Origin of the sequence: Phascolarctobacterium sp. Marseille-Q4147 (genome assembly GCF_017968825.1) — a bacterium.
Classification (GTDB): domain Bacteria; phylum Bacillota; class Negativicutes; order Acidaminococcales; family Acidaminococcaceae; genus Phascolarctobacterium_A.
Genome location: NZ_CP072874.1, coordinates 1,034,168 through 1,050,143, shown reverse-complemented (window position 1 = coordinate 1,050,143; position 15,976 = coordinate 1,034,168). Strand labels below are relative to the sequence as shown.

Sequence of the window (15,976 nt, the reverse complement as noted above, 5' to 3'; positions counted from 1 at the left end):
TCTAATTTTTTGCTTTATTACAGGCCAAGCATTACATCAATAATTTCTTTATCGGTTTCCACCATGCCCTGGCTGGCAATTTTGCCAACTGCAGCAATGGTTTCATCGGCAGTATTTTGGACAATACCGTCACCGCCAGCAAAGTTACGCTCTGCCACGGACATATCAACGCCCATCAGACCGCCTTCAACAGCCATAGCAATCTTAGCTGCGCAGGAGGATTTTGCACCGTCGCAGATAATACCGCTGTTGATAGCCAGAGCATTTTCTACAGCATGCTCAATCTGGTCATCGGTGCAGTCATACAGGAAAGCGATTGCCGCACCGGCACCGCAGCCGGCGCTGATAGCACCGCAGTAAGCGGACAGCTTACCGATACCCTGCTTCAGGTAAATGGTAACCAGGTCGCTCAGCAGTACTGCGCGCAGCATTTTTTCTTCGCCTGCAGCCAATGCATGTGCATAAACAACAACAGGAACGGAAGCGGTAATACCCTGGTTGCCGCTGCCGGAGGTAATTACTACCGGAAGCTCGCAGCCGTTCATACGCGCGTCACTGCCTGCAGCAGCGCTGGCACGTGCGCGGATACGCAGGCTGTCCGGATCGCGGCGCAGCAAAATCTTGCCGATGCTTGCACCGTAATCATTAGTCAGACCTTCTTTGGAAATAGCCATATTGAAATCAATCTGGCGTTGCAGCAGATGTTTTACATTATCTAAAGGCATATTGCGTGCCGCATCCAGAACGTCTTCAATTCTCCACAGGCTCTTTGCCTCTTCTTCAGCAGGCACAATCGGTTTTTCCAAAACGGTAACACCGTTTTTCTTGATGCAGGTAACATTAGTGTGGTCCGTACGAATAGTTACCTCAGCATTATTGCCGCCTGCTGCCAGGAAAATGCGGATATAGAAAATATCCGGTTCTTCGGAAACGTGAATATTAATCTTGCCGGATTCAGCCAAAGCCTTAATTTCAGCCTTTTCCTCTTGGTTAATATAAGCCAGAACCTCCAGCTGACGCTCGGAATGAGCGGCAACAACACCGGCAGCGCAGGCAACCTCGATGCCCTTCATCTTGTTGGTGTTAGGTACAACAACACTCTTAACGTTCTTAATAATGTTACGGCTAACCCAGATTTCAATTTGCTCCGGGAAAGCTCCTAATTGCTCGCGGCATACAGCAGCACAGTAAGCAATGGCGATAGGCTCGGTACAGCCCATAGCGGGAATAAGCTCCTCCGCCAACGCCTCCTCATAAACAGCATATTTATTTTGCATAAGCACATCCTCCAAAATTCAGCTGCATTCCCTCACAGCCTGATAATTTTTTCGGAAGCATTATTGCCTAAAGCTTCCGACAATTCACTATATATTTTAAATCAAAAGCTGTTTTCAGGCAAGTGCTTAAATCACACAATAAAAAGGACTGAAGCTCTCAGGCTCCAGTCCTCAATAAACAACGTCACGAAGCGTTGCTTTTTGCTTTTTACATTTTAATTTTTGCTTCTTCTGCCAGCTTCGGTCCGTACTCGCCGAAATCAAAGGTAGCAAAATAATCTGCCGGGGTTTCCGCACGGCGAATCATTTTAACACTGCCGTCCTCCTGCAGCAGCAGCTCAGCACTGCGCAGCTTGCCGTTATAGTTATAGCCCATGGAGAAGCCATGTGCGCCAGCATCATGAATAAAGAGCAGGTCACCGATATTAATTTCGGGCAGCATTCTGTCTACGGCAAATTTATCGTTGTTCTCGCACAGGCCGCCGGTTACATCATACTTATGGTCGCAGGGAGCGTTTTCCTTGCCCATAACAGTAATATGATGATAGGAACCATAGATAGCGGGACGCATCAGGTTAGCAGCGCAGGCATCACAACCGATATATTCTTTGTAGATATGCTTTTGGTGGATAGCGGTAGTTACCAGAGCGCCATTCGGTGCCAACATGTACCGGCCAAGCTCGGTGAACAGCTTAACATCACCCATGCCTGCAGGTACAAGCACCTCTTCAAACACTTTGCGCACGCCTTCGCCGATTGCCAGTACATCGTTATCCTGCTGCTCAGGCTTATAGGCAATGCCGATACCACCGCTGAGGTTGATAAAGGAGATATGCGCGCCGGTTTTTTCCTTCAGCTCAACTGCCAGCTCAAACAGAATACGTGCCAACTCCGGATAGTATTCGTTGGTAACGGTATTAGAAGCCAGGAAGGCATGAATACCGAAATTCTTTACGCCCTTGCTCTTGAGGATTTTATAAGCCTCAATAATCTGTTCATGAGTCATACCGTATTTTGCATCGCCGGGGTTATCCATAATGTTGTTGGCAATGGCAAAATGTCCGCCGGGATTGTAACGGCAGCAGACGGTTTCCGGAATATCGGCAACCTTCTCCAAAAAGTCAATATGAGTAATATCATCAAGATTGATGGTTACATTCAATTTACGAGCCAATTTAAAGTCCTCTGCCGGAGTTGCATTGGAGGAGAACATAATCTCGCTCTCCTTAAAGCCTACGGCATCGCTCATCTGCAGCTCGGTATAGGAGGAACAGTCGGCACCGCAACCCTCTTCGCGCAAAATCTGCAGCAGATAGGGGTTAGGTGTAGCCTTTACTGCAAAATATTCTTTAAAGCCCTTATTCCAGGAAAAAGCCTTGTTCACCAGACGCGCGGTGCGACGGATACCGGCCTCATCATACAGATGGAACGGAGTAGGATATTGGGAAACGATTTTTTCTAATTGTTCTTTAGTAACAAACGGAATTTTCTTAGACATTTATATCACCTTTCTGTAATTTAATCAGCGCAATTTCATTCTGCAGCGCTTCCTTAAATAAATCAACTAAATTGCGTTTGCAGGAATACAAACAGGTTGAATCCTCATCATCCTGTAAATCTCCCGTCAAAACAGTGTGTGAATCGGCAATCAGACGAATCTGCTCGCTTTGCTTATTGGTACCGTAGCAGATTGCACCCGGCAGAGAAAAGCTTTTATCGCCGATAACTACTACCTTCAAGCCCCGCTGCAAAGCAGCCTGCAGCTCCGGCAGCAACAGCTCCAGCATTCTGCTGTTAGCCGACAGATAAATTCTTGCCTGTGCCTGACGCACGGTATTGCGCAGTTTATTTATAATCTCTTGCGCACCCTTAATGGTGATATACCCCTCAGGATCATTATTCAGCACCGGCAGCTGCTGGAGTATATCTTTTTTTATCTCCTCCAGGCAACTGATTTTGTTGCTGCAAAACTCGGCAGCAGGCACCGGAGTATAGCGCGTTACCTTGCCCTCCTCCAGCACATACGCTGCTCCCTTATCCACCAGTCCTGCCAGCGCAGTGTAGGTGTTAGAGCGCGAAATGCCGGTCTGCTTGGCTGCTTCGTAGCCGGTCATCTGACCGGACTTCAGCAGCAGCACATACAGCGTTGCTTCCTGCTTTGTTAAATTAAAATTAGTAAGACCTTCAATTAAATTCATAAAACCCTCATTTAGCTCTTCGGCTTTTGCGACGGAACTTTTATGCGCTTTGTGCGTAAATTTATATTGTTGTTCCTGTTTAAGACCACTATACTACTGTTAAGCCGAGTTGTCAATAGCTAACCACAGTTTTTTATGTTTTTTTACATAAAAAAAAGGAGATAACAGTAATTTAATCCGTTATCTCCGTCTTGTATTTTCAGCTTAGTTTCTGTCAAAAACCATTACTCTGTCAAAGTCCAGGTATACCTTGGAACCGTCAGGAATTGCATCTAGGTCTGCGCCCTTAACGATAACGCGGATGTCATGGCCGTGAACGTTTACACGATAGTCAACCGCATCGCCCAAATAGAAGCGGTGAGTTACCTGACCTTCCATCTGACCGCCGCTGAGGGACATGGTAATATTCTCAGGACGTACGGCAATTGTTGCTTCGCCGGTAACCTTAGCGGTATTCGGGAAAGAAACATTGCTTCCCTTAATGAATACTCTGTCACCCTTAACCTCGCCATCAATAAAGTTAACCAGACCGATGAAGTCGGCAACCATTTTGTTGGCAGGCTTGGTATAAATTTCGTGCGGTGCGCCGATTTGTTGTACAACGCCAGCGCTCATTACAACTACGCGGTCGCTCATTGCCATTGCTTCGCCCTGGTCATGGGTTACATACACAACGGTAATGCCCAGCTCCTTTTGAATAGCCAGGATTTCAAAGCGCATGGATTCACGCAGCTTAGCATCCAGGTTGGAAAGAGGCTCGTCCAACAGCAGCAGGCCGGGCTGTGCTACCAAAGCACGCGCCAAAGCTACACGCTGTTGCTGACCGCCGGACAGCTGATGCGGATAACGCTTACTGTATTCGCCAAGATGAACCAGCTCTAGCATCTTCTGTACGCGCTCTTCGCGTTCCTTTTTATCTACCTTTTGAATTTTCAACGGATAGCCTACGTTTTCGGCAACAGTCATATGCGGCCAAACAGCATAGGATTGGAATACCATACCGATGTCACGTTTTTCAGGCGGAGCGAAGTTGCCTTTAATAGAGGAGCTTACGCAGTGGTCACCGATATAAATTTCACCTTCGGTAGCACGTTCAAAGCCTGCAATCATGCGCAGGGTAGTGGTTTTACCGCAACCGGAAGGACCGAGGATGGAAACAAATTCGCCATCCTTTACAACTAAATCAAAATCGTTTACGGCAGTTACAGCGCCGAAACGTTTAAATACATGCTCAATTCTTACCTCAGCCATTTATTACACTCCTTTAATTAAATACCTACGTTACCCTTGGAAACCTTATTCAGAATCAGGTTACCAATCAAAACAATCAGCAGAATGATTACAGAAAGCACAGAAGCGTTCTGCGTATCTGCATAGGTCTGCAGTTCATACAGCAATACGCCGATGGTCTTAGTATCACTGCCGTACAGGAGCAAGGACATAGTCAGCTCGTAGAAGGACGGCATGAAAATCAGGAACCAGCCGGCAACTATAGACGGTGCAATAAGCGGCATGATGATATCCTTGCAGCAACGCAGCCAGCTGGCGCCGGAATTCAGTGCAGCCTCCTCCAGAGAGATGTGCACCTGGCTCAGCGAAGCGGCGATGGTACGCACAGACATCGTCATGTATTTTACCAGATAAGCAACTACCATAATCCACATCGTGGAATACAGGTTCAAGCCAAAATTACCGCTGAAGGTAATAATCAAAGCCAACGCAATAACGATGGACGGGGTACTGCCACCGATAACTACCAGCAAATCCGGCAGGCTACGGCCTTTGATTCTGGTTTTAACTGCAAGATATGCAATAAAGATAGAAATAAGTGTGCCGATGCAGGCAGCAATAACAGCGTAAACAACAGAGTTCCAAACGCTTTCCATGTACTGGGAGCTGGTGATAACAGGAATCCAGGCATCAAAGCCCAGGTTGTCCAGACCAATCGGCTTGGACAGGGTGATAATCAAGCTGGTAAGCACGATGGAGCCCAGCGGAATGATAATGGAAATCATGCTGTAAGCGCCAACCAGGCAGAAGCAGGGCCATTTCCATTTGCCCAGTTCAACAATGTTCGGACGGGTGCTCTTACCGCTGATAGTGGTGTAATCCTTTTTGCCAACCATCCAGGTCATACCGAAAAGCAGGATGTTAGCAAGGAACATCAGGGAAGCAGCCAGAGCGGTAGCATCACGTACGCCCGCAGTATCGCCCATGTAAATATAGGTTACGATACGCGTGGTCATTACTTCAATGTTGCCCGGCATACCTACGATAGCAGGAATACCGAAGCAGCTGCCGGCAGCAATAAATACCAGCAGGCCGCCTGCCAGAATGGACGGAGCCATCAGCGGCAGGGTTACGTCAAAAACGGTACGCATCGGAGAAGCGCCGCTGACACGCGCAGCCTCCTCCAAGGTCGGATCCATTTTCTCCATAGCACGGGAAATGGTGATGAAAGCAAAGGGAGAGTAGAACAGAGTCAGTACCCAGCCTAAGCCGGCCATAGTATAAATGTCAAAGGGTGCTGTTTCCAGACCAAAGACAAATTTAAGAATCTCGTTCAGATAACCTACACTTGGGTTCAGCAGCTGTACCCAGGCAATAGCGCCTACATACGGCGGAATCATGTAGCTGGATACCAGCAGAGTACGGTAGATTTTTTTGCCGGGCATATCAGTACGGCCAACCAGCCAAGCCAGCGGGAAGGTAATCAGCACACTGACAATCATAACGCCCAAAGACAGCTCGATTGTATTCGTCAACGCACGCCAGTTGACATCCTGACTATATACATTGCGATAGTTTTCCAAGTTAATTGCGCCATCCAGCATGATGCTGTCATACAGCAGAATTCCCATCGGGAAGATAACAAAGTATAAAAGCAACAGCACGGAGATAGCGATAACAATAAATTTACTGTTTATTCTTGACATAGAACGCTTCTTTCTCCTTTTTTGATACCTCAGAGTAATACCAAAAGCAGTCTTTCGGCCCCTCTTTATTGAGCAGAAAACAGGGATGGCCTGAAAGGTCTCCCTGTTTCCGCTATAATTTAACTTAGCAACGCATTAAACGCATTATTTATCCATAACTCTCTTACGGAATTCTTCTTTGATTTGAGCATTGTTGTTAGCCAGCTTCTGCCAATCAACTTTAATTCTGCCTTCAACCAGTTTCTTAGTATCTTCAGCACCGGTAGGAGCTTTTACGTCGCCACGAACGGAGTGCATCCAGCCCTTAACAACTGCCTGCTGACCTTCTTTGGACAGCCACCAGTCAACCAAAGCCTTTGCACCATCAGGATTCTTGGTATCCTTGAAGATTGCAATCGGGGAAGGAATGTTGATAACGCCATCAGTCGGATAAATAACTTTCAGCGGCTCTTTCTTGGTGTTAGCCAGTTTCAGGATGTTTTCTTCCAGAATCATAGCTGCAGCATATTCGCCGGTCAGCAGCTTGTTCTGAATAGCGGAGTTGCCTTCTTCAACGCGCAGGCCGTTAGCTTTCAGCTTGTCGAAGTATTCCCAGCCATATTTGTCAGCCAGAGCGCCAACTGCTACATAAGCAGTACCGGACAGCATCGGGTTAGGCATAGCGATTTTGCCTTTCCATTTCGGATCTGTCAGATCAGTCCAGTTTTTCGGAGCTTCTTCCGGTTTCAGCTTGTTGCCATTGTAAGCAATAATCATGTTGCAAACACGAACTGCATACCAAGAGCCGTCAGCAGCTTTATCGCTGATAACATTAGCATCTTCTTTGGATTTATAAGGTAACAGCAAGCCTTGCTCATTGAGCTTCAGATAGTAGGACGGATCCGCAACCATCAGAACGTCTGCAGCAATTTTTTTTGCTTTGATTTCGCCGGTAATCTTGGTGATAACTTTTTCGGTACCGCCTTGGAACCAGTTAACCTTCATATCCGGAAAAGCCTTAGCAACGTTAGGTTTGCACATATTGTCGATGATGTCAGGATAAATAGAGGTATAAACCATCAAATCACCTTTAACACCGCCAGCCTTGTTATCAGCCTTTTTGTCACCGCCGCCGCAGCCAGCCAAAGCTACAGATAAAGCCAGCATTGCTGCTGCACCAAGCATCCATTTAGATTTTTTCATTCACATACACTCCTTTTTTTGCATCGTCGTTGAAAATTATATTTTAGCGTGTTCCATTCTACACCCATATTTGATAAATTCGCTGCAGGCCGTTTTTTACCTGCTTACACTTTACATTATTTTTACAAAGATTTAACTTTTTGTGTCACCTTGACACTTATTGAGCGGACATTCCACCACCATATTACATTTGACGTTTTTTGTCCTATATGGACTTTTATCGTCCCACTATTTTTTGATGCAAATAAAATTCAATTCCCATGCAGGGACATAAGGATGCTTACGCAAATAAATCTTATACTCCGGCACCAGCTCCCATAAAAGCAGCGGCAGGCGGAATAAATCAACATCATAATGATAGGCCGCGATAAACAGCTTCGGCTTACATTTGCCGATTGTCTGCCTTCCGCCGGCAATAGCCTGCACCTCCGCCCCCTCGACATCCATCTTGATCATTGTCACCGGGCGTCCCGCCGCTACAGCATCAATCGTCGTCACCGGCACTGTTTTCTTCTCCGCACCGATAAATGTTGACTGTCTGCCGCCGCTGTCGCTGAAGCCCAGCTCACCCTGCTCGCTCCAGATGCCTGCCTCGTGTATCTCGACAGTAAGCCCCTTCGCCGCCAGCTCATCTGCCAGCAGACACAGCTTGCGACAGTTACGGCGGTCAGGCTCTACCGCCAGCACCTCGCGCCATTGCCAGTCAGTCAAACGTCCCAGCTCCTGTATGGTATCACCGTTATAGGCACCAAGATCCATATATACTTCTTCGGCTGTCGGTGCAAGCAACGTCCTGATATCCTCCTCACGCTGCGTTTCGCAGTCAAAAAGATAGCTTATCTTACCGCTGAGCTTATAGTTAAGCGTATCCGCAAAAACTCTGCGCGACTGTTCATCCGCCAGTCTGTCGTAAACCTGCGTCAGCTGCTCTTCGTAACGTTGCAGCCAGGCGGCGCTTACAGTTTCCTCCTCATCAAAAAGCGGCAGATGCGGCGCCACCACCTCCTGCTCGGTAGCCAGCTGCGCAAAGCGCTCCAGCACCTCCGGTCTTTCGCTGGCAAAGGCGATAACAACCAAAAGCTCATTGCCCAGACGCGCGCGCAGCGCATCATAACGTTCTACAGTAAAACCGCGAAACTGCTGCCCGCGGACGAACTCATCACTGGCAAATACTCCCTGCACCTGCACTCCGTTTGCTTCGCACCAGTCGATAATTTTATCGGCTCCGTTGCCCATTCCGTAAAGCACTATCGGCTTTTTTGTCTTTTGCAGAAGCTCCCAGACACTTAGCGTTTCCTGCATAACTTTTAACATAGCACTACCTCTTTCCGTCTAATCATCTATTTTAGATAGCCACAGCTTACTCATCTGACTATTTTGTTTGTTTTTTATTATACACTATCTCAGCTAGTGACGTTAAGAATTAAATGTGTTAAAATAGTAGTAATCGAAATATTACATCTGATACTGATGGAGGTTATAAAAATGTCACTGCTGGAATCCGGAGAAAATTACTTGGAAACTATCTTAGTTCTTACCAAACGCAATGGCAGCGTACGTTCTATCGACATTGCGGAGGAAATGAATTTTACAAAAGCCAGCGTCAGCCGCGCTATGAGCATTCTTAAACGTGATAACTATATTATCATGGAGCCGGACGGACGCATCCTGCTTACCAAGGATGGTCAGAAAAAAGCTGCTGCCGTCTACAACCGTCACGTAACCCTCACCCGTTTTATCAACGAGGTTTTGGGCGTAGACGAAGAAATTGCGGAAAAGGATGCCTGCCGCATCGAGCATATTATCAGCCCGGAAACCTTTGCAGGCATTAAGGGCATGCTGAAGGATTAATTTGTCGTAAGCTTTCGAGAGGTTCGCTATGAAAAAATCAGTTTTGTTTCTGCTTACATTCATTCTGCTGCTCTGCGTCAGCATTTCCTGCTTCGCTAATCAACCCTATAAGCATCCTGATTACAATCTGCGTACAGTCAAAGAAATTCATATTACCCAAATTACTAATCTGGAAGGAGAGCCCACTCGCTATTTCAAATCGGACGAAAACGCCGAAACCAGGGTGCTCGCCGCTGTTTTGCAGGCTGCAGGCAAACAAAAGCTGATTGCTACGGACGAAACGCAAAAACTGCTGCCTGAATATCACAATGATAAAAATACCGGCCGTAAAGTCTTTGCGCCACGAGATTTGGAAATGCGCATTACCGTTAATCATTGCGGCTACAGTGTAGTTGCCGTTCCTGCTCATTTTGAAGATTACACTACTCAGGAAAGACATTACTATTATGACAAAGACGGCAAACGTCACTATTGGACCGAGGACGTTGTCCGCCAACGCTGGATACCGGAAAGCTTTCATCCTTATGCGCAGCTAAGCCTGATTTACAGCTTTTATGATATGGACGACGGCACACTTGTGGCCTCCTTCAGCGACAGCCGTAACCGTGAATACGAAAACGACCCGGCGGACGGTATGCTCAATCGTTCTCTAAAAGACTGCTTCAAAAAAATTTTCAGGAAATAATCCTGCAACAGACTGCTGATAACAGCAGTCTGTTTTTTTATTACAACTTCATAATAGCAATTCTTATTATTTTTGTTGACATCTCAACTATAAGTGATATAATACAGAGAAGTAAGGTTTATAAAACAACCTTCTACTATTTTTGATGATTTATGAATACAAAGGAGTGCTTTCAAAATGAAAAGTCTGAAAAAATTTGCTGTTGCATCTATGACTTGCGCTGCCCTCTTAGGCTTTGCTGCTACCAGCCATGCCGCATATCAACTGAACGACGAAGTTAAAGACGCTACCCCGGCTCTGCTTATGGCATCCCAAATCGGCGTAAAAACCAATGTTAATCCGGCTCTGGCAAACCTGCCTGACAAAGACGCTATCGTTGTTATGAGCTTCGGTACCACCTTTAAAGACAGCCGTGCTAAAACTATTGAAGCAACTGTAGACGCTATTAAAGCTGCTCATCCCGGTGTAAAAGTAGTTACTGCTTTCACCTCTCATATTATTATTGACCGTATCAAAGCCCATGAAGGTCTCACCATTCCGACACCTGAACAAGCTCTGGCTCAACTTAAAGCTGAAGGCTACACCCGTGTTGCTCTTACCTCTCTGGATATTATTCCGGGCATGGAATATGCATACAAAGATGCAGTTTACAACCTGCATAAAAACGACTTCAAAAAAATGACCTTCGGTACTCCGCTGATGTACTGGCAAGGCCAGGAAGGTCAAGCTGACGATATTACCGAAACCATGAAAGCAGTTTCTACTCAATTCCCGAAACTCGGCAAAAAAGATGCTGTTCTGATCATGGCTCATGGCACTCCGCATCCGTCCAATGCTTACTATGCAGTAATGCAAGACCGTCTGAATGAGCTTGGCTACACCAACGCTTACATCTTCTCCGTAGAAGGCTGGCCGCATCTGGATACCGTTACTCCGCAACTGAAAGCTAAAGGCATTAAGAACGTAACTCTGATGCCGCTGATGATGGTTGCAGGTGACCATGCTAACAACGATATGGCCGGTGACGAGCCTGATTCCTTTAAATCTCAACTGGAAGCTGAAGGCTTCAAGGTTTCCACCTACATCCATGGTTTGGGCGAAAACGCAGCAGTACAAAAACTGTTCGTTGAAAGAGCAAACGATTCTTGGGATGCTCTGGAAGCTAAATAATTTACTGAACAAGTAATTCATTTCTTTCACACCTTTTTACTCTCCGTCCGCTTGTCTGGGCGGAGAGTATTTTTATAATATAATTTAATTTAGGAAGAAGAGGTGCTATAAATGGATAGCAAAAAAGCTCTGGTGGTTATCAGCTTCGGCTCCACCTTCGACGAAACCAGAACCCACGATATCGGCGGCATTGAGCAGGCACTTGCCGCAGCCTTCCCTGCCTATGACCAGTACCGTGCCTTTACCTCCGTAATTATCCGCAAACGTCTGGCTGAACGCGGTATTAAAATCGACGATACGGAAACAGTACTGCAAAAGCTGGTTGACGCAGGCTATGAAGAGGTAGTGCTGCAGCCGACACATCTGCTGCACGGCGAAGAATTTGAACAAAAGATTCTCAGCCTCAAGGATAAATTTACCGCTAAATTCCAAAAGATTATTATCAGCCAGCCTCTTATCGTTAACGATGAGGACTATAAGCTGGCAGCAGCAGCCATTGCCGTTCAGGTTCCGCCCTTAGCGCCGGGCGAAGGCGTAGTTCTGATGGGGCACGGCACTCCGCGCAATAACAACAAAGCACATGGCTACACCTACGTTAAGCTGCAGGAAATCTTTGATTCTATGAAATTCCCTGTTATTGTAGGAACAGTAGAAGAAGAGGATACTCCTAATTTTGAAGCGGTTCTGCAAAAGCTGCAGGAGCGCAAATACAAGCATGTGCATATGTATCCTCTGATGGTTGTTGCCGGCGATCACGCCAACAACGATATGTACAGTGATGATGAAGACAGCTGGAAGACTCAGATTGAAGCTTTGGGCATCAAAACAACCGGTCATCTGTGCGGTCTTGGCCGTTCCAAAGCTATTCAGGCTATTTATATCCAACATGTTTTACGTGTTTTGTCTTTAGAAGATTGACATTTATTAATAATTAACTAAAAAAACCTGCATTCTGTCCCCTTCGCGGGGAATAATGCAGGTTTTTTTATTGCTTAATGCAACAAAGTTATGCTATAATGGAATTGCCTAAATTTTTGTAAAATAAATTTATAAGAGAAAGGGATGATGAAAATTGGGTATTGTTATTTCTGCAATTATAACTTTTTGGGTTGGCTATTTGATTTACAAAAAGTACAAACCACAGCCTGTGCTCTTCATGGGCGGTATTATCATGATGTATATCGCTGCTATGCTGGGTTACAGCCAGATTTTAGGAGCTAAGGCTACAACAGGCTCCGTAATTTTCGATGCCTTTGAATTTATCCGCGCAACTTTCAGCTCTAATGTCGGCAAACTTGGTCTGAACATTATGTCTGTAGGCGCTTTTGCTAAATATATGGATAAAATCGGCGCTTCCCGCTCTTTAGTACGTTTAACCATCAAACCGTTGATGGCTTTAAAATCCCCCTATCTGGTAATGAGCGGCACCTGGATTATCGGTATGCTCATCGGTCTGTGCATCAACAGTGCCTCCGGTCTGGCAATGCTGCTGATGGTAACCATGTTCCCCATCCTGTTGGGCTTGGGCGTAAGCCGCCTGTCCGCAACCGCTGCTGTAGCAACCACCCTCTGCTTCGACTGGAGCCCCAGTGATACCGGTACCATCCTCTCCGCCGAAACCGCAGGCGTTGACCCTGTAGTTTACTGGAGCCATTATCAGGTTCCTATCGTTGCTGTAGCCTTCGTAGTTGTAGGTGTTTTGCATTACCTGACTCAGAAATATATGGATAAACGCGATGGTCATATCGTGCAGCCTATGGAAGTTGAAAAAGTTGAAGAAGAAGCAGATAATGCACCGATGTGGTACGCTATCCTGCCGGTAATTCCTCTGGCATTGATTCTTTCCTTCAGCTCTCTCTGGATTACCACTATTAAGATGAACATCGTTATGGCAATGTTCATCGGCATGACTATCGGTGTTATGTGCGAGTACGGCCGTTGGCGTGACGGTCAAAAGGTTCTGGGCGATATTCAGACCTTCTTTGACGGTTTAGGTATGCAGATGGCTAACGTTATTACTCTGGTTGTAGCAGGTCAGACCTTTGCTAAGGGCCTCGTATCCATGGGTGCTATCACCACTCTTATCGACGGCAGTAAAAACTTAGGCTTCGGCCCGATGGCTATGATGCTGGTTATGGTAGCAATCATCGCTGTATCCGCAATTGTTATGGGCAGCGGCAACGCTCCCTTCTTCGCATTCGCCGCACTCACTCCGGCAGTTGCAGCGCACAGCGGCCTGCACCCGGTACTGATGCTGCTGCCAATGCACTTTGCAGCTTCCATCATGCGTAACTGCTCCCCGATTACCGCAGTTATCGTAGTATCCTCCGGTATGGGCGGCGTTTCCTCCTTTGATCTGGTAAAACGCACCGCAATCCCCATGGCAGGCGCTATGATCGTTACCATCGGTATGACCTTCTTCTACTACTACACCGGTTGGTAAGAATCAAGTACCTTTAACTGTTAAGTAAAAATTTACAGTATTATAACCCCCGCTGTTCCACGTTCGGGAAACGCGGGGGTTTAATAAATTCTGAAAGGAGTTTTCCCTATGTTTATCTGTGACTGTCACTGCGACACCCTTACCGAATTATATAAGAAAGGCACCAGCCTTTATGCCAACGACCAGCATTTTGACATTCAGCGTCAAATCGCCCTCGGCGGTGGTCTGCAATTCTGTGCTATTTTCGTACCCACACGCGAATTCCGTTATTACGGCGGCCTGCGCTACACCCTGCAGCTGCTCGACAAATACCTGCAAGAGGTAAAGAAGCTGCATGCAGACGGTATCGACGTGCTGCAGGTGCTTACTAAAGAGGATGCTGCCGATGTACTCAACCACAAGGCTGCAACTCTGCTCGCCATCGAAGAAGGCGGCGCTATCGACGGCAGCCTGGAAGCACTGCGTTGCCTCTACGCCTTAGGCGTGCGTGCAATGACGCTTACCTGGAGCAACCGTAACGATATTGCCGACGGCGTTAACGAAGAAAGCAGCGGCGGCGGACTCACCATTTTCGGCCGTCAGGTAGTTGCCGAAATGAACAAGCTCGGTATGCTGGTTGACGTTTCCCACATCGCACCCGCAGGCTTCTGGGATGTTATCGAAGCCAGCAGCAAGCCTATTATCGCAACCCACTCCAACGCCAAGGCTCTGTGCCCGCATCCGCGTAACCTGGATGACAAGCAGATTCTGGCAATCAACGAAAACGACGGCCTCATCGGCGTTACCTTTGCCGGTCAATTTTTGGAGCACGATTACAACGATGCCTGCATCGAAAGCATTTACCGCCATATCGACTATATGCTGAACCTCATGGGCAACGATGACCATATCGGCTTCGGCAGTGACTTTGACGGCATCAGCCATCCGCCCTACAACCTCCACGGCGTGCAGGATTACAGCGCTGTTTACGAATACCTTTCTAAAAAATACAGCGCCAGCACCGTTGAAAAAATCACCCATAAAAACGTGTTGAACCTGCTGCAAAAGGTACTGTAAAAATAATACTTAAAGCAACTAAAAAGCCATACCATGCTAAGCAAAACGCTTAGCATGGTATGGCTTTATTTATTACTCAAATCCGCTTATTTCTTTTTAGCCTTAGCATCGTTGGCATTGGCTATCTGCGCCCAATCACGCAGCATATCAACGCAGGCTGCGGCATAAGCGCCGGCACTACCAAAGGCACCTGCATCCTGAGTGTACAGACGGAAAACCTGAATATCGTCATAATAGATATCTGCTGTACTGCCGTTGTCATAAACTACAAAATGGTTGGGGTTTACAGGTCCGCGCTGACGCACGTTCCACAAGCCGCCGGCAAGCATATAAGCACGATATTTGCCCTTCGTATTGCCAATGCTCTGACTTACGTTAAAGCTCCAGTTGCCCTCGGTAACAGTCGCATGGTCATCGTCCTTAACAACAACGTCGGGATGAATGTTATATTCCTTCAGCTGCTTCATAACACGTTTTACGCGTTCCTCCGGCTCGGGATGGCTGCTGAACAGACCGTATTTCGCACCGCCGCCCTGCTTGGACAAATCATCCAGCTTCCATACGGTAATCAGCATGCTGTAAGGGTTATAGCCTGCTGCGATACTGTTTTTTACGCCTTCCTTATCGGCACCGCGCTCGTCAGTACGGCTGTAGCCGGCAAACAACGCCTGCTGCGCTGCCTGCACAAGTCCCATGCCCTGTCCGCGGGTGGCAGCTATCAGAATCAGTGAGGTCCACATCTGCTTTTCAATCGCATTTACTGTATGCTTCTTGGCTACGTGTCCCACCTCATGACCAAGAACGCCGGCCAGCTCCATATCTGTCGGCATGTAGTCAATCAGTCCCTTATACACATAGACAAAGCCGCCGGGGCAGGCCAATGCATTGACCTCATTATTATTGAGCACCTTGAAGGAAAAGGTGATATCATCACGACCGCAAACCTTCGCCAGTCTTTGGCCGATGCGGTTAACTCTTTCCTGCAGCGCAGCATCCTGCGACACACCATATTGAGCCTCCAGCTGCTGCGCAGTCTGCTGGCCCATTTCAATTTCCTGCTCTCTGCTGATTAAACCTGCTTCTGCAGGATTAACGCCTACGAACAGGCAGCAGGCAAAAACAAATGTCATAAAAAGCTTTAATATTTTCCTCATATTGGCCTCCTGCTTCATAAACAC

General features: G+C 47.0%; 14 protein-coding genes. 6 read left to right on the top strand and 8 right to left on the bottom strand.

What is annotated here, in order from left to right; translation table 11 throughout:
• Positions 1-17: 17 nt before the first annotated feature.
• The 7 genes from KAH19_RS04940 to KAH19_RS04910 all read right to left on the bottom strand — a co-directional run bounded on the left by KAH19_RS04940 (position 18) and on the right by KAH19_RS04910 (position 8,907).
• The gene (locus KAH19_RS04940) at positions 18-1,277 is read right to left on the bottom strand and encodes a serine dehydratase subunit alpha family protein (RefSeq protein ID WP_210685346.1); all 1,260 of its coding nucleotides are present in this window, start codon (positions 1,275-1,277) and stop codon (positions 18-20) included.
• Between the two features lie 208 nt (positions 1,278-1,485).
• On the bottom strand, positions 1,486-2,775 hold the full coding sequence (locus KAH19_RS04935; RefSeq protein WP_210685345.1) for a diaminopimelate decarboxylase: 1,290 nt from the start codon (positions 2,773-2,775) through the stop codon (positions 1,486-1,488).
• Positions 2,768-3,475 carry a TrmB family transcriptional regulator gene (locus tag KAH19_RS04930; RefSeq protein WP_210685344.1) on the bottom strand — a complete coding sequence of 236 codons (708 nt, stop codon included), beginning with the start codon at positions 3,473-3,475 and terminating at the stop codon, positions 2,768-2,770. Before KAH19_RS04930 ends, KAH19_RS04935 begins: the two co-directional genes overlap by 8 nt.
• Positions 3,476-3,679: 204 nt before the next feature.
• Positions 3,680-4,726: an ABC transporter ATP-binding protein gene (locus tag KAH19_RS04925; RefSeq protein ID WP_210685343.1), complete on the bottom strand. Its 1,047-nt coding sequence runs from the start codon at positions 4,724-4,726 to the stop codon at positions 3,680-3,682.
• A 17-nt stretch (positions 4,727-4,743) separates the two neighbouring features.
• Positions 4,744-6,411, bottom strand: a complete 1,668-nt coding sequence (locus tag KAH19_RS04920) for an iron ABC transporter permease (RefSeq protein ID WP_210685342.1) — start codon at positions 6,409-6,411, stop codon at positions 4,744-4,746.
• A gap of 144 nt (positions 6,412-6,555) precedes the next feature.
• Entirely contained in the window at positions 6,556-7,593 is a 1,038-nt protein-coding gene (locus KAH19_RS04915; RefSeq protein ID WP_210685341.1) for an ABC transporter substrate-binding protein, read from the bottom strand.
• Between the two features lie 228 nt (positions 7,594-7,821).
• Entirely contained in the window at positions 7,822-8,907 is a 1,086-nt protein-coding gene (locus KAH19_RS04910) for an FkbM family methyltransferase (RefSeq protein ID WP_210685340.1), read from the bottom strand.
• Positions 8,908-9,084: 177 nt separating this feature from the next.
• Between KAH19_RS04910 and KAH19_RS04905 the strand changes: the two genes are divergently transcribed.
• From KAH19_RS04905 to KAH19_RS04880, 6 genes are all read left to right on the top strand, one after another.
• Positions 9,085-9,444, top strand: a complete 360-nt coding sequence (locus KAH19_RS04905; RefSeq protein ID WP_371816700.1) for a metal-dependent transcriptional regulator — start codon at positions 9,085-9,087, stop codon at positions 9,442-9,444.
• Positions 9,445-9,472: 28 nt separating this feature from the next.
• Positions 9,473-10,129 carry a hypothetical protein gene (locus KAH19_RS04900; RefSeq protein ID WP_210685338.1) on the top strand — a complete coding sequence of 219 codons (657 nt, stop codon included), beginning with the start codon at positions 9,473-9,475 and terminating at the stop codon, positions 10,127-10,129.
• Positions 10,130-10,306: 177 nt separating this feature from the next.
• Complete coding sequence (locus tag KAH19_RS04895; protein WP_210685337.1) at positions 10,307-11,299, top strand: sirohydrochlorin cobaltochelatase; 993 nt, start codon at positions 10,307-10,309, stop codon at positions 11,297-11,299.
• A 111-nt stretch (positions 11,300-11,410) separates the two neighbouring features.
• Positions 11,411-12,217 (top strand): sirohydrochlorin cobaltochelatase, encoded by an 807-nt coding sequence (locus tag KAH19_RS04890; RefSeq protein WP_210685336.1) that lies wholly within the window; start codon positions 11,411-11,413, stop codon positions 12,215-12,217.
• A gap of 154 nt (positions 12,218-12,371) precedes the next feature.
• On the top strand, positions 12,372-13,742 hold the full coding sequence (gene dcuC / locus KAH19_RS04885; RefSeq protein ID WP_210685335.1) for a C4-dicarboxylate transporter DcuC: 1,371 nt from the start codon (positions 12,372-12,374) through the stop codon (positions 13,740-13,742).
• Between the two features lie 108 nt (positions 13,743-13,850).
• Positions 13,851-14,798 (top strand): dipeptidase, encoded by a 948-nt coding sequence (locus KAH19_RS04880; protein WP_210685334.1) that lies wholly within the window; start codon positions 13,851-13,853, stop codon positions 14,796-14,798.
• A gap of 86 nt (positions 14,799-14,884) precedes the next feature.
• On the opposite strand, the gene KAH19_RS04875 is transcribed toward KAH19_RS04880, so the two are convergent.
• Positions 14,885-15,952 carry a M48 family metallopeptidase gene (locus KAH19_RS04875; RefSeq protein WP_210685333.1) on the bottom strand — a complete coding sequence of 356 codons (1,068 nt, stop codon included), beginning with the start codon at positions 15,950-15,952 and terminating at the stop codon, positions 14,885-14,887.
• Positions 15,953-15,976 lie beyond the last annotated feature (24 nt).

Excerpts from the sequence above, each read along its gene's own strand:
- KAH19_RS04880 (WP_210685334.1), top strand. The coding sequence starts at position 13,851 with ATGTTTATCTGTGACTGTCACTGCGACACCCTTACCGAATTATATAAG.
- KAH19_RS04935 (WP_210685345.1), bottom strand. The coding sequence starts at position 2,775 with ATGTCTAAGAAAATTCCGTTTGTTACTAAAGAACAATTAGAAAAAATC.
- KAH19_RS04920 (WP_210685342.1), bottom strand. The coding sequence starts at position 6,411 with ATGTCAAGAATAAACAGTAAATTTATTGTTATCGCTATCTCCGTGCTG.
- KAH19_RS04890 (WP_210685336.1), top strand. The coding sequence starts at position 11,411 with ATGGATAGCAAAAAAGCTCTGGTGGTTATCAGCTTCGGCTCCACCTTC.
- KAH19_RS04925 (WP_210685343.1), bottom strand. The coding sequence starts at position 4,726 with ATGGCTGAGGTAAGAATTGAGCATGTATTTAAACGTTTCGGCGCTGTA.
- KAH19_RS04940 (WP_210685346.1), bottom strand. The coding sequence starts at position 1,277 with ATGCAAAATAAATATGCTGTTTATGAGGAGGCGTTGGCGGAGGAGCTT.
- KAH19_RS04895 (WP_210685337.1), top strand. The coding sequence starts at position 10,307 with ATGAAAAGTCTGAAAAAATTTGCTGTTGCATCTATGACTTGCGCTGCC.
- KAH19_RS04930 (WP_210685344.1), bottom strand. The coding sequence starts at position 3,475 with ATGAATTTAATTGAAGGTCTTACTAATTTTAATTTAACAAAGCAGGAA.
- KAH19_RS04900 (WP_210685338.1), top strand. The coding sequence starts at position 9,473 with ATGAAAAAATCAGTTTTGTTTCTGCTTACATTCATTCTGCTGCTCTGC.
- KAH19_RS04910 (WP_210685340.1), bottom strand. The coding sequence starts at position 8,907 with ATGTTAAAAGTTATGCAGGAAACGCTAAGTGTCTGGGAGCTTCTGCAA.
- KAH19_RS04875 (WP_210685333.1), bottom strand. The coding sequence starts at position 15,952 with ATGAGGAAAATATTAAAGCTTTTTATGACATTTGTTTTTGCCTGCTGC.
- KAH19_RS04915 (WP_210685341.1), bottom strand. The coding sequence starts at position 7,593 with ATGAAAAAATCTAAATGGATGCTTGGTGCAGCAGCAATGCTGGCTTTA.